The sequence below is a fragment of the uncultured Brevundimonas sp. genome, from assembly GCF_963977465.1.
Taxonomy (GTDB): Bacteria; Pseudomonadota; Alphaproteobacteria; order Caulobacterales; family Caulobacteraceae; genus Brevundimonas.
On sequence record NZ_CAXBOQ010000003.1, the window covers coordinates 20,944 to 34,729 of the forward strand.

Here is a 13,786-nt window from a genome sequence, read left to right on the forward strand (position 1 = left end):
TAACCGGAAAGCGGCCTGGGTCAGGATTCAGCCACGGCAATGCCGGCAGGCACCTCCCGCGCCATGACGACATCACAGGCTGGAAGGGTCGGCATGTCGGCTGCCGGAATGCTGAGCAATGTGGAGTCGTACTGGATGCTCCAGTAGCGGAAGCCGAGGCTGGATAACCACTCGATCAGGGCCTGGACGTCGGCGCGAGCCGACATCTGCACCACGTCCCACTCCATGCAGACCACGATGTCCGGACGTTGCAGCAACCGCTCTGCACCGCGCAGGATCAACGGCTCCGACCCTTCGGCATCCATGCGGATGAAGCGCACGCCCTCGGGCGCAATCGAATCGAGTGTGACGGTCTCGACGGTGACCAGGACACTGTCCGGTCCCAGCGCCCCGGGCTCCGTCGAGATGGTACCGCCCCCCGCATTGCGTCGGGAGGTGGCGAAACTCAGGGTCCCGGCCTTGTCAGAGGCCGCCTTGGCAATGACCTTCACCGTCGGGCTGTAGCCATTGAAATGAACGGACCGTCGGACCAGATCGGCCAGTCCGGTGTTGGCCTCGAAGGCGAGAATCGACCCGGTCGGCCCGGTTTGCAGGGCCATGGCGACGGTATAGTAGCCGAAATTCGCTCCCACCTCGATGATGTGATCTCCGGGTTGGACAAGCGCGCAGACGACCTTGTGTATCCAGTTTTCCCAATAGCCGCGGGCGATCAGGTGCGCGGCAACGGCCTCGTCCATCGGGTCGACATAGAGGAAATGGCCATCCTGAAGCCGGGTGAGTCCCAGGTCCTGTCCCAGGGTGAAATAACGCTGCGGTTCGGCCGAACAGATCATGACCGGAGCGACGGCCGGCGGAACTTCGGGTGAGACTATGGCCGGTGGCAGAGGTGTTTCCGGCTCGGCCGGCATCTCCAACTCGGCCAGCGTTTCGGTCTCAGCTGCCGTTTCGGTCGAGACCTGAATGACACGCCAGTTTGCCGGCAGAACGGCATTGGCCAGGCCAGCCAGAATTGTACCCAAGCTCATGTAAACCTCGTCGTTGATCAGCCACCGTTATCAGGCCGCCCCGACGGCGACCAGAACCGGGGTCAGGCGATACGAACGACCGACAGGCCTGTGAAGGTAAGGGTCCCGTCGATGGCTCCGTCCGCAAGAACCAGCCGGACCTCGGCGGGCGTGGCGGCGGTCCAGCGGTAATCGATAGTCAACTCATAGAGCCCGGCTCGACCGGGCGTGAAGCGATGTTCCGTGAACGCTCCCAGATCGCCCCACTCCAGCCGATACCGATGACGCGCGCCGACGCTATCGACCGCAAATCCAATTCTGGCGCGCCACACGCCCGGCGGCAGGGCGATGTACGGCCCGTGGATCAGGATTCGCGGGGGGCCTGTCAGGTCCTGGACGGCAGGGGCGGCCGGGTCCTCTTCGCTACGTCGATCGAAGCTGAACAGGCTGGTCGGCCAATCCGCTGCGGTTCCGATGTCCGGCATTCCCGTGGCGTAGAGGCTTAGGGCCGAGGCCGCAGCATCCCTGCCGACGTCGTGTTGGTCGGGAACAGGTGCCCGGACCCTCAGCCCCGGGAGCAGTTCCAGGGGGTTCGACGACCTGCCGCGGTTCTCATCGGTCAGACGCGTCGCGTCGCCGGGCACCAGGCAGGCCCCCGCCAACAGGCGTGAAGCGACCCACACGCCCTGGCCAGGCGGAGTTTGGAACTGGGATTCTGCGGCGACCGCAGCGTTGGTGGTTCCGGTCGTGATGACCGCCCAGTTTCGCGGCTCCAGTGCCAGGGCGGCGACCGCGTCACTGACGATCACCGCCAGAAGTCCCTTGTGTTCTGCAGGGGGCGGCCCTCCACTCCAGTCCTCCACGGTCCAGCCCGCCTCCCGCGCGCCGGAATGTATCGCATCGACCCAGGCCTCACGCTCCAGAGACGGCGTCAGGACGATGCAGCCATCAATCCCATTCATGCAGCGCGCAACCAGGTATAGATCTCGACTGCCTCGTGAACGTCGTCGAACAGCTTGGCCTTGCCGCCCTCGATCACCAGGGCCTTGCGGCAATGGGCACCGATCAGGTGAACGTCATGCGAGGCCATGATGAAGGCGCGGTCGGCGCGCTGGGCGAACAGTTCCTCCTGGCATTTCTGCTGGAAGCGGGCGTCGCCGACGGCGACCAATTCATCGATCAGATAGCAGTCGAACTCGATGGCCAGGGACAGGCCGAAGGCCAGGCGCGCCCGCATGCCGGATGAATAGTGTTTCACCGGCCCGGTCAGCTGGTGGCCGAGTTCGGCGAAATCGTCGACCCGGTCCCGCAGCTCGGTAAAGTTCCGGTCGTAGAGGCGTGCCAGGAAGCGAATGTTGTCCAGACCGGACAGGCTGCCCTGGAAGCCGCCGCCAAAGCCGATCGGCCAGGAGGCGGTCATGCCCCAGTTGACCCGGCCGGTACTGGCCGGCAGCACGCCGCCGAGGATCTTGATCAGGGTGGACTTGCCCTGGCCGTTGCGCCCCAGAACCGCCAGCCGGTCCGTAGGCCCGAGCGCGAAGGCCAGATCCGAAAAGACCGGTCGGCTGGCCTTCCGCCAGGTCTTGCCGAGTCCCTCGACAATCAGGCCCGGCGCGTTCGGCGGCATCAGTCCTGACCGTGTTCACGCACCCCGGCCCAGACCATCCAGCCGATTCCATAGATCAGCAGGGTGCTGGCCAGAACGGTCAGCAGGGACAGCCAGCGACGCGGCTCAAGGGCTTCGTCCGGACGGCTCGGATTGACGACCCGCTCCAGATAAAGGGTCTGTCGTCGGGACTCCTGGCGCGCCATGACCAGGGCCGCGGCGGCCTCCGTCAGTTGCGCGCCGGCGAACTCGCGTTCCTGGACCAGATCCTCATAGGCGCTGACCTGGGGGGCCAGCGAACCGGCATCGCCGGCGATCTTGGCGCGTTCGAGCGCGATCTGCCGCTCGAAGGCGGCGATCCGGCTGTCGATACCCGGCAAGCGCGGGCTCTGGGGAGCCTCAGCGGCCAGTTGGGACCGGTCGGCTTTCAGGCTGGCCACAGTCGCCATCAGGTCACCGATCAGCTTGCCACCTTCGGCCGCCGTCCGGGCGGGATCGATAAAGCGCTCCCGGTTGCGAAAGGCGATCAGCCGTTGCTGGGCCGTGTCGAGGCGGAGCCGGGCCTCCGTCTGGGCCTGCTCGGCCGAGGCGACGGCATCGGTTGCTGCGCGGACGTTGAGCCGGTTGACCAGCCCTTCGCCGCCTTTCAGCAGCGCCTCGGCCATGCCCTGGGCCTCCTCGGGCGTGAAGGCCTCAACGCGCAGGGTGCTGATACCCGTGGTCGAGTCGTAGCCGACGGTGACGAAGCGCTGGTAGCCGCGATGCAGGCCTTCGAAGGTCCGGCTCTCCCAGGGACGCGGATAGCGGGACAGAATGTCGGTTCCCGGCCGACCCAGCAGGGCGGCGACGTCGTAATGCCTGCCCAGGTCCCTGAGGCCGTCTCGCGAACGGATATATTCGTGCACGGCAAAAGCGTCGGTCAGGGCACCTGGCAGGCCGACGCCCTGCAGGGCCACGCCGAGGGCGGACGGTTGGGCCTGGGCCGGCGCGCGCACGATGAACCGGGCTTCCGAGACATAGCGGGGCGAGGCGATCAGCAGATAGTAGATCGCCGCCAGCAGGGTCGGCAGGATAACCACCACACCAAACGGCCATGGCAGCCCGGTCAACCGCTTGACGAGCGAGGGGCGCGCACCCGGTTCCGGGCCGGGCAGGGGGCCGAGATAGTCAAGGCGCGGTTCGGTCATGTCAGGCGCGCATCCCGCAACTCGGTCTATTCGGCATCGATACGGTCCTTGGCCCCGGCCAGCAGGATCAGGCCGGCGAAATTGAATACGGCGCTCCACCCCAGGGCATAGAGCGCATCATAACGGGTAGCCACGAATTCCCCGAATACGCCAGCCCGGACCATCTCGATCGGGTGCGGGAACGGCAGCAGAAGATAGGCGTCCTGATAGGGAGCCGGTATCCACGAGACCATGAAGAAAACTCCCGAAACCGGGATCAGCGCATAGGTGAGCAGGGGGACGACACGCTCCATGACGTCGTATCGCAGGGCCAGGGCGCTGAGCATGATGGCCAGGCCCATCGACATCCACCCCAGAAGCAGCCAGCCGCCGTATAGCAGCAGCCAGTCATGCGGAGCCGAGACCTGACCCAGGCTGGCCAGGAAAACATAGACGATGACGAACGCGCCCGTGGCCCCACCGAATTCCAGAAGGTTGCGCGCGAGATATAGGTGCAGGACGGTGATCCGGCGGTGGTGAAGCAGTCCGATGTTCGCCTGGATGGCGGACAGGCTGTAGGAAATCTGGTGCCGCATCAGCAGCAGGGCCATGTAGCCGGTCATGACAAACGGGCCGAGCCGCACACCGTGTTCATAGTCGGGCTTGATGATGTGCCACATCAGCAGCACGCCCAGGCAGAACATCAGGGGCTCGCCGATCAGCCACAGGAAGCCGAGCCCTTCGCGACCGTATCGCGTGATCAGTTCGCGCATCATCAATGCGCCGACGATCCGGCCGTGTTGCGGAAAGAAACCGACGCTCATTTCACAAGTCTATCATGATCCAGGCGCGTTCCGCGACGTCCGGTCCATGGCTACCGAGTGATTTTGACCGGCACGGTCGGGCCGCCGGGTGACCCTTTGATGCATCCTCCGGTGAGCGAAAATTCCTCTGTATCTTCAGCGCCACGCTCCGCCGGGAAAAGAGAGGTGGGCCGCGTGGTTTCTCGACGATATCGACTTTAGGTGGTAGCGGTCCCGATGTGCGGCATGTCCGCTGGACTTCTCATTTCCTGCCTGCGGAGGGCTTCACCTATGCGCGTTAAGACTTTTATCCTCGCATCCAGCGCAGCGGCGGCTCTCGCCCTGTCCGCGGGTGCTGCGGCGGCCGAGCCGAACGGCTGGTACGGTGCGATTGACGCCGGCTGGCATCAGGCCGACGCCGAAACCGACCGCGGCGTCGACATCGAAACCGACGGCAAATGGGCGAGCTTTGCCCGCCTTGGCTTCCGGTTCGACCAGAACTGGCGCGTCGAGGTCGAGGGCGGCATGCGCAGAGGCCCGCTGGCCGATGTGACCCTGGCCAGCTCGGGCGCGGACTTCGCCTGCAACGTCACCCCGGCGGCCGGTGCCTGCCTCGCCCCCGAGGGCGAAATGGAAGCCGTCACCCTGATGGTTAACACCATCTATGATTTCGACTTCGGTGGCTCGGCCCTGCGGCCGTTCATCGGTCTCGGTGCCGGTGTCAACAAGGTAGACACCCGCATTGCCGGCACACTCGCCAGCAATCGTGCGCGTGGGTTCTCCACCAACGACACTTCGAGTGAACTGGCCGCTCAAGCCCTGGCCGGCGTGGCCTGGGCTTTCAACGATCGTGGTCACGTTGACCTGACCTACCGCTACCTCGTCTCGAACATGGCGTTCGATGCCTCGACCACCGGTCCGGCGACGACAGCTGAATACAAGGGTCGCTACACCGATCACTCGGTGACCCTGGGTCTGCGCTATGCGTTCGGTGCCTACGCACCGCCGCCGCCTCCGCCGCCGCCTCCGCCGCCCCCGCCGCCGCCTCCCCCGCCGCCCCCGCCTCCGCCGCCCCCGCCGCCTCCGGCTCCGGCTGCCCGGCAGTTTGTGGTGTATTTCGACTGGGATCGCTCGGACCTGACCAGCGAAGCTGGTGCCGTGATCACCCAGGCGGCGAACTACGCCAAGTCGGGTCGTCCGACCCGCGTGCTGGTTGTCGGTCACGCCGACACCTCCGGCTCGGCTGCCTATAACGTGGGCCTGTCGAACCGCCGTGCGCGCACCGTGGCTGATGCCCTGGTCGCTCAAGGCGTCAACGGCGGCGTCATCGCGCTCGACGGCAAGGGTGAAACCGCCCTGGCCCGTCCGACCGCCGACGGCGTTCGTGAGCCTCTGAACCGTCGTTCGACGATCGACATCAACTTCTAGGAACCGAGGCCAGGGGGTCCGTCAGCCGGACCCCCGAACCCCGGATCGGACGAAGCGTCGATCCCGACACACGATTGAACCGCCGGCCCCCGCAAGGAGGCCGGCGGTTTTCGTTTGAGGCCGGTACGCTTGCCAAGGCTGTGTCGCGCACCTTAGGAACGGTCGTCTGGCCAACTAGTCAAGAAGGGACCGGTCTTTGCTCGCCACGACCGATCCCCAGTCGACACCGCCGAAAACGGGTCGTCTGACCCTGACCGGGCGACGCTTCCTCATCGTTACCGCGCCATTTGGTCCGTTCGCCGGGCGTCTGGCGAACGCCATCGAAGCGCGCGGCGGAACGGTCGTCCGGATGATCTTCAACGCCGGCGATCTGCTGTCATGGCGACGGTCGAACGGACAGGTGTTCCGGGACGGCCCCGATGTCTGGGCGACACGGTCGGTCGCGCTCACCGCCGGGTTCAGCGACCTGATTATCTTCGGCGAGGGCGGGCCCTACAATCATGCGATTGTCGCCCTGGAGAAATCCACCGGGACCCGGGTCTGGGTCCTTGAGAACGGCTATTTTCGCCCTGACTGGATCACGCTGGAGCAGGGCGGGGTCAACGCCTGCAGCCGCCTGCCGCGCCGCCGCGCCGATTATGATGACCCGGTGCCCGAGGTGGTTCCCCCCCGGTCACTGGGACGCATCCTGCCCTATCACGTGCTCAACATCAGCCTGCACCATCTGGTCCAGGTGCCGGGTCGCATCCTGTTTCCGCGCTACGCACCGGCCTATACGGCCCCGGCCTGGCTGCAGTGCGCCGGTCACATCGGCCGCTATCTGCGGGGGCTGGTCGCATCGCGGCGCGCCTGTGATGCAGAAGAAATCGCCGCCCGGGGTGCCTATTTTCTTGTCTGCCTGCAACGCGAGGGCGACACCCAGCTGCTGCGCTATTCGCGCCTGCCCGACAATGCGGCCTTTCTCGCCGGGATTATGACCAGTTTCGCCCGCTTCGCGCCTGCGGACGCCCGACTCGTGGTCAAGAACCATCCGCTGGATCCGGGCCTGCTGGACCTGCGGCGGGTAACCCGCTCCCTCGCGGTCGAACGGGGTTTGGCGTCGCGGGTCGATTTCATTGACGGCGGGCAGCTGTCGGACCTGTGCCGGAGATCGCGGGGACTCGTGGTCAACAATTCCAGCGCTGCCCTGTCAGCGCTTGGTTTCGGCACGCCGGTCAAGGTTCTGGGGCAGGCTTTTTTCGATTTCGACGGCCTCACCGATCAGCAGCCATTGGATGGGTTCTGGACCTCGCCGACCGCCCCGGATCCGGACCTGTTCCACCGGTTCCGGGCCACGGTCATCGCTCGCACCCAGATCAACGGCAGCTTTCACGCCCCCGCCGCGATAAACGCCACCGCGGCAAGATTGGCGGAAATATTCGCTGGACGGGGAAACCCTGAACGCAACGGCACCTGACGCCCGATCCAGTGATCGTAGGGCTACCGGCCGCATGGCGGCACCCGAAATCGGATCCGTCCACCAGTGTGGCCTTCCGGTCACCCTTTGCTGTCGTCACATCACCGTCACACGACTGTCGCCGCAGCTTCCGACTGCCGCCGTAGATGGAACGTGATTTTGACAGGCTGCAGCTTGCCGCGGGCCTTAATGCCTTCACCATCTGGGGAAAGATGACAATGATGAACCGCAAACGCGTGTTCTGGGCGACGACCGCCCTGTTCACAGGCCTTATGGCCGCCGGTGCCGCTTCGGCCCAATCGACCGGTACGGAGGCTTTCGAGGCGTCTAGGGTTGATGACGTTGTCGTGCAGGGGCGTCGCGGTCCGTTGACGATCGAAGGCAACATCGTTGCCGAGAACGCCTCCAAGTCGCGCGCCACCATCACCGAAGAATACATTCAGACCCAGCCGGCCGGTCAGTCGATCCTCAACTCGATCAACCTGATCCCGGGCGTCAACTTCACCAACAACGATGCCTATGGCTCGTCGGGCGGCGACCTGACCATCCGTGGATTTGACGGTGCCCGCGTGTCGCTGACCGCCGACGGCATCCCGCTGAACGACACCGGCAACTACGCCATCTATTCCAACCAGCAGCTCGACCCCGAGCTGATCGAGCGCGCTACCGTCAACCTCGGTACCACCGACGTCGACAGCCCCACGGCCTCGGCCACCGGCGGCACGGTCAACTACAACACCCGTCGGACCCGCAGTGATTTCGGCATTATCGCCCAGCCGTCGATCGGCGAGGAAGACTATCGCCGTCTGTTCCTGCTGATGGACACCGGTGCGTTCGGCCCCTGGGGCACCGAAGCTTGGGTCGCCTATTCCAGCACCGAATACGATCACTTCAAGGATCCGGGTGGCATCAACAAGACCCAGTACAACGGCCGCATCTATCAGGCCCTGGGTGACAACGGCGACTTCGTCGCCCTGACCGGTCATTACAACCGTAACCGTAACAGCTTCACCCGTCGGGTGACCCTGGCGGACTTCAATGCAGGCACTGCTTTCGACGTCTCCAACTCGGTCGCTTCGTCCTACACGGGCATCAACCCGTCCAACACGGGCAACATCCGCGGCTCGTCGCGCTTCACCCTGTCCGACAGCCTGACCCTGACCGTCGACCCTTCGTTCCAGTACGTCCTCGCCAACGGCGGCGGCACCAGCAACTGGAGCGAGACCGACCGCCAACTCCGCGGCAACTCGGCTGCGGCCGGTGTCGACCTGAACGGCGACGGCGACATCCTCGACACGGTCACCCTGTACCGCCCCAACACGACCAACACCCACCGTTACGGCCTGACCAGCTCGCTGGTCTGGCGCCCGAATGACAACAACACGGTTCGTCTCGCCTACACCTACGACTACGGGCGTCACCGTCAGACCGGTGAAGTCGGCTACATTGAGGCTAGCGGTCGTCCCGAAAATCCGTTCGCGGGCCGCAACGGCACCCCGATCGCCCTGCCGGACGGCACCCTGCTGCGTCGCCGGGATCGCCTGTCCTACGCCGAGCTGAACCAGATCGCCGTCGAATACCGCGGCTCCTTCGTCGACGACGCTCTCAGCGTTTCACTGGGTCTGCGCGCTCCGTTCTTCAGCCGTGAGCTGAACAACTACTGCTACCAGCGCGACACCTTCAACGCCTACTGCACGACCCAGACCCCGGCCGTCACTAATGCCGACGGTACGGTCCAGTTTCCGGCCTCGGCCCTGAACTCGAGCGCGAACAATCGCTACCGGCCTCCGGTTTCGTTCGACAAGAAGTACGACGCTGTCCTGCCGAACGCGGGTGCCACGTGGCGCTTCGCCGACCACCAGTCGTTCTACGTCAGCTATGCCGAAGGCTTCTCGGCTCCGCGGACCGATGACCTCTATGATCGGGTCGACGTCAATCCGGAACCGGAAAAGACCAACTCGTACGACCTCGGCTATCGCTACCAATCTTCGGGTCTGATCGCGTCCTTCGCCCTGTGGCACACGGACTATTCGAACCGCATCCTGCGGACCTTCGATGAAGCGGCCAACCTGTTCCTGACCCGCAACATCGGTGAAGTCACGCTGCGGGGCTTCGACGGCCAGATCGGGTTCTCGCCGTTCGAGAATTTCAGCTTGTACGGCTCGGTCACCTACACCGACAGCGAAGTTCAGAACGACCTGCCGAACGGCGTGGTCGGTGGCGTTCCGGTGTTCCTGCCGACCGCCGGCAACCAGCTGGTGGAAACGCCCGACTGGCAGTACGCCATGCGTGCGGACTGGAAGCTGGGCGACTGGGACCTGGGCATCCAGGGCAAGTATGTCGGCGAGCGTTTCGCCAATGACATCAACACCGAGGTCGCCCCGTCCTACACCCTGTGGGACCTGGACGTCCGTTACACCTTCAACAGCATCGGTGCGCCGAACTGGTGGATGCAGGTCAACGTGACCAACCTGCTCGACGAAGAGTATCTGGCCGACATCTCGACCAGCACCTCGGGTTCGGCCCAGTACCAGCTGGGCGCGCCGCGCACGGCCATGGTCACCTTGCGGACGGCCTTCTAGGACCCGTCTACAGTTGTTCAATGAGGGGGCGGACCGGCAACGGTCCGCCCCCTTTGGCGTTTTGGTCCTCCGTTCGCCTTGGGGGCGCTGTTGAACTCCGGTGTCGCGGTGTCTATCTGGCCGGGCTGGCCCGCTTGGCCCCTGTCCGGATGTTTGCCGTCGCCATGACCTCTTCGCTCCCGCCGATCCCGGCCGAATGGACTTCGCACCGCGCCATGTGGGTGGGCTGGCCCAGTCATGCCGAGCTGTGGCTGGACCAGCTCGAGCAGGCCCGCGATGAGGTCGAAGCCCTCGTCCGTGCCCTGACGGGGCCGGGCCGCGAACAGGTGCGGCTGATGGTTGGAACCGACGGAGCGCTGGCCGAGGTTCAGGCCCGGCTTGACGGCGTCGACGGGGTCGAGATCGTGCCCGGCCGGTTCGGCGATATCTGGCTGCGCGACACCGGCCCGGTCTTTGGCCCGGGGTCGCGCACGGCCCATGCCTTCCGTTTCAACGGCTGGGGCGGCAAATACGACTTCCCGCACGACGATGAGGTCGCCGATCAGATCGGCACCGCCGCCGGTGTGCCCCTGACCCGACATGATTTCATCCTTGAGGGTGGAGCCCTGGATCATGACGGGGCCGGCACCCTGCTGACCACCCGCCAGTGCCTGCTCAATCCGAACCGCAACCCGGGCTGGAGCGAGGCGGCGGCCGAGTCTGCCCTGGGCGCGGCGCTGGGTGCCCGCAAGGTGCTGTGGCTGGGTGACGGCCTGCTGAACGACCATACCGACGGTCATGTCGACAACCTCGCCCGCTTTGTCGCGCCGGGCGTAGTCGCCTGTCCCGTCGCTTGGGGCCGCGGCGACCCCAATGACGACGTTTATGACGCCACGGCCCGAGCCCTGTCGGCGATGACGGACGCCGACGGGCAGCCGATCCGGGTGCTGCGCATCCCGTCGCCCGGTTTCGTTCCCGACGAGGATGAGAAACCGATCCCGGCCAGCCACATGAATTTCCTTATCGCCAACGGGGCCATTATCGTGCCGACCTATGGCGACGACCGCGCCGCCGATCTGGCCGGTCAGGCCCTGGCCACGGTGTTCCCGGACCGCGAGATCGTCCTGCTGCCGTCGCTCGCCATACTCAGCGGTGGCGGATCCTTCCACTGCATCACCCAGCAGGAGCCCGCCTGATGGCCCGCACAATCTCCGTCGCCGCCCTGCAGACCGCCTACGGTGAGGACATGCAGGCCAACATCGCCAAGACCATCGACCTGGTCCGACAGGCCGCCGCCCGGGGTGCGCAGGTGATCCTGCCGTCGGAACTGTTCCAGGGGCCCTATTTCTGCGTCACCCAGGAAGAGCACTGGTTCGCTACCGCCCATCCGTGGCGCGAGCACCCCTGCGTCACCGCCCTGGCCCCGGTCGCCGCCGAACTGGGCGTGGCCATTCCGGTGTCGATTTTCGAGCGCGAGGGGCCGCACTATTATAATTCGATGGTCATGCTGGACGCTGACGGCTCGCCGATGGGCGTCTATCGCAAGAGCCACATCCCCGACGGTCCCGGCTATCAGGAGAAATACTATTTCCGGCCGGGCGATACGGGCTTCAAGGTCTGGGACACCCGGTTCGGGCGGGTTGGCGTCGGCATCTGCTGGGACCAGTGGTACCCCGAATCCGCCCGGGCCATGATGCTGATGGGGGCCGAGGTCCTGATGTATCCGACCGCCATCGGCTCCGAGCCGCATGACAGCGAGCTGGACACCGCCCTGCCCTGGCAGCGCGCCATGCAGGGCCATGCGGTGTCGAATGTGGTCCCGGTCGTCGGGGCCAATCGTATCGGCCATGAGCAGGTCGCCGGGGCCGGGCAGGACTTCTATGGTTCGTCCTTCATCGCCGATCACCGTGGCGATCTGGTCGAAAGCCTCGGGCGGACCGAAGAGGGCGTGCTGGTCCACACCTTCGATCGCGACTTCCTCGATCGGCATCGCGCCGCCTGGGGCTTTTTCCGGGATCGTCGGACGGACCTCTACGGCCCGTTGGTCGCGCCACGTCCAGCCTGAGTCCGTCTACCGGGACTGAGCCGGGAACAGCCGGCGTTCGGCGGCACAGCCCGGGCTTTCCAGGCCCGGTGCACGGGCCGCGGCCACCTCGATCCGGGCCAGGGCGAGATCGGCCTGGAATTCCGGCGTCGCCGCCGCTGCGTCATGGACGGCATGGCCCAGCTGCTGGCCCGCCGACACGTCACTGGGCCAGTCCAGGGCGCAAACCGCGCGGCTGACGCCGATCTCCTGGCCGATCCTCTGGATCGCGTCTGACCGCGCCGGAACCAGATTGCTGAACAGGTCGCCATAGGCGGTGCCGACGGCCGCGGCGATCGACGGCCAGGAGGGGGATGTCCGCCCGGCCTCGGTCAGGCGCAGGCAGACGCGGCGCTGCGGATCGACTGCTGCTGGGCGAAGACGGGGACTCCGGTCCCGGGCGATGCTGCCCACGGCCACCGCATCAATCTGCAAACGGGTCATCAGCCGGGTCAGGGCCGGCATTGGCCGGGCCGTCATCCGGGCCCCGATGGCGCAGTCAAAATGTTGCGCGGCGTACGGGGGTCTCAACTCGGTATGGGTGATCGCCATCAGCCAGCGATCCCCACCTTCCAGCGCGCGATAGCCCTCGGACCCGGCGCGGTCCTGCGATGAGATATCGGACGGGCCCGGCAGCATGGTCGCTGCCAGTTGTTCGCTGATCGTATCCGGCAGATAGCCGGTCAGGGCCACCTCGGGCACGGGGGCCGTTTCAGGCAGGTTGGCACAGGCGACCAGCAGCAGCGCCGCAACCGCAAGGGTCGCGCCGCTCTTCGGAGTCACCGCCCGGTGCTCCAGGTCAGCTGGACCGACGTGGAATCGTCGTCGATGGGGTCGGCCACGACCCTCAGGCTCGTGCCCGCATTGTCGGCCGCCGCAGCGCCATAGGCGCGGGCCTTGCCCTGGTTCATGCCCATGATCGAAGACAGGCCCGCAGCTTCGGCCTTCTGGCGATACCAGGCGACGACGGTGTCCGGATCGGCGTTGGTCGTGAATGAAACAATGCCGCCGGAACCGTCCGGGCCATCCGCCACGGTCGGTGCGCCGGAGACCTGTCCCCCGGGATAGACGGCAGCGAAGGCGGGAACGTCGGAAGTCTTGACCGCCGGGGTCGGGGCTGCGGCCGCGGGACCGGCGGGTTCAGCGGTCACGGTCGCTGAAGTGATCGTCGCGGCGGAGGCTTCGGGCGCGCTCGGGCGCTCGGCCGACGCGTCGCCGTTTCCGCAACCCGTGAGCGAGGTTGCCATCGCCACGAAGGCGATTGCCGTGCTCCGCTTCATCCGCTGTACGCCCTTGAGACTGTTCTGATTATGAGATCACCGTGGCCCATCGATGCGGCGACGACAAGGCGGCACCGTGTCGTCGCTGATCTCACCCTGCGTCGTGATCCCGATCCGCAGCCGCCGCCTGCCCCTGTTTGGCCAGGGCGGCGTTGATCCGGTCCTGGTCCGGATCGATGTCCGAGCCGGAGGCCGAGCCACCGCGCAGGGAGCCGGCGCGGGTATCCGATCCGCCGTCGGAGCCGGAAAGCGCCAGGGTCAGCGCCTCTGCTCCCATGTCGGGTTCGGTGTGCGGGGCCGGCTGGTGGGCGGCGGGGCGGGGTGTGTCGGGCATGGTCAGTATCCTCTCGGGACTCTAAGCCGTCGCCGGTCGGTGAGTTCCCGATACAGAAAGGGCCG

At 66.0% G+C, this 13,786-nt stretch carries 13 protein-coding genes; 5 read left to right on the top strand and 8 right to left on the bottom strand.

Annotated elements, in window-relative coordinates; translation table 11 throughout:
• Nucleotides 1-20: 20 nt before the first annotated feature.
• From AAC067_RS07055 to AAC067_RS07075, 5 genes are all read right to left on the bottom strand, one after another.
• Nucleotides 21-1,025 carry an FkbM family methyltransferase gene (locus tag AAC067_RS07055; RefSeq protein ID WP_339930939.1) on the bottom strand — a complete coding sequence of 335 codons (1,005 nt, stop codon included), beginning with the start codon at nucleotides 1,023-1,025 and terminating at the stop codon, nucleotides 21-23.
• Nucleotides 1,026-1,087: 62 nt separating this feature from the next.
• Nucleotides 1,088-1,966, bottom strand: coding sequence for a hypothetical protein (locus AAC067_RS07060; protein ID WP_339930941.1), 879 nt, complete (start codon nucleotides 1,964-1,966; stop codon nucleotides 1,088-1,090).
• Nucleotides 1,963-2,631, bottom strand: coding sequence for an ABC transporter ATP-binding protein (locus AAC067_RS07065; protein WP_339930943.1), 669 nt, complete (start codon nucleotides 2,629-2,631; stop codon nucleotides 1,963-1,965). The genes AAC067_RS07060 and AAC067_RS07065 overlap by 4 nt, the downstream gene beginning before the upstream one ends.
• Nucleotides 2,631-3,797: a chain-length determining protein gene (locus AAC067_RS07070; protein ID WP_339930945.1), complete on the bottom strand. Its 1,167-nt coding sequence runs from the start codon at nucleotides 3,795-3,797 to the stop codon at nucleotides 2,631-2,633. Before AAC067_RS07070 ends, AAC067_RS07065 begins: the two co-directional genes overlap by 1 nt.
• A gap of 26 nt (nucleotides 3,798-3,823) precedes the next feature.
• Nucleotides 3,824-4,600, bottom strand: coding sequence for an ABC transporter permease (locus AAC067_RS07075; RefSeq protein WP_339930947.1), 777 nt, complete (start codon nucleotides 4,598-4,600; stop codon nucleotides 3,824-3,826).
• 270 nt (nucleotides 4,601-4,870) lie between these two features.
• On the opposite strand from AAC067_RS07075, the gene AAC067_RS07080 reads away from it, so the two are divergent.
• From AAC067_RS07080 to aguB, 5 genes are all read left to right on the top strand, one after another.
• Nucleotides 4,871-6,007 (top strand): OmpA family protein, encoded by a 1,137-nt coding sequence (locus AAC067_RS07080; protein ID WP_339930949.1) that lies wholly within the window; start codon nucleotides 4,871-4,873, stop codon nucleotides 6,005-6,007.
• A 196-nt stretch (nucleotides 6,008-6,203) separates the two neighbouring features.
• A complete protein-coding gene (locus AAC067_RS07085) occupies nucleotides 6,204-7,463 on the top strand; it encodes a capsular biosynthesis protein (RefSeq protein ID WP_339930951.1) in 1,260 nt (419 codons plus the stop codon).
• Nucleotides 7,464-7,684: 221 nt separating this feature from the next.
• On the top strand, nucleotides 7,685-10,045 hold the full coding sequence (locus AAC067_RS07090) for a TonB-dependent receptor (RefSeq protein ID WP_339930953.1): 2,361 nt from the start codon (nucleotides 7,685-7,687) through the stop codon (nucleotides 10,043-10,045).
• Nucleotides 10,046-10,209: 164 nt separating this feature from the next.
• Nucleotides 10,210-11,220, top strand: coding sequence for an agmatine deiminase family protein (locus AAC067_RS07095; protein WP_339930955.1), 1,011 nt, complete (start codon nucleotides 10,210-10,212; stop codon nucleotides 11,218-11,220).
• Nucleotides 11,220-12,089 (top strand): N-carbamoylputrescine amidase, encoded by an 870-nt coding sequence (aguB, locus tag AAC067_RS07100; RefSeq protein ID WP_339930957.1) that lies wholly within the window; start codon nucleotides 11,220-11,222, stop codon nucleotides 12,087-12,089. The genes AAC067_RS07095 and aguB overlap by 1 nt, the downstream gene beginning before the upstream one ends.
• 6 nt (nucleotides 12,090-12,095) lie before the next feature.
• On the opposite strand, the gene AAC067_RS07105 is transcribed toward aguB, so the two are convergent.
• The 3 genes from AAC067_RS07105 to AAC067_RS07115 form a co-directional block, all read right to left on the bottom strand.
• Nucleotides 12,096-12,890, bottom strand: coding sequence for a PA-phosphatase (locus AAC067_RS07105; RefSeq protein WP_339930959.1), 795 nt, complete (start codon nucleotides 12,888-12,890; stop codon nucleotides 12,096-12,098).
• The gene (locus AAC067_RS07110; protein ID WP_339930961.1) at nucleotides 12,887-13,258 is read right to left on the bottom strand and encodes a hypothetical protein; all 372 of its coding nucleotides are present in this window, start codon (nucleotides 13,256-13,258) and stop codon (nucleotides 12,887-12,889) included. Before AAC067_RS07110 ends, AAC067_RS07105 begins: the two co-directional genes overlap by 4 nt.
• Nucleotides 13,259-13,478: 220 nt before the next feature.
• The gene (locus tag AAC067_RS07115; protein ID WP_339930963.1) at nucleotides 13,479-13,721 is read right to left on the bottom strand and encodes a ribonuclease; all 243 of its coding nucleotides are present in this window, start codon (nucleotides 13,719-13,721) and stop codon (nucleotides 13,479-13,481) included.
• Nucleotides 13,722-13,786 lie beyond the last annotated feature (65 nt).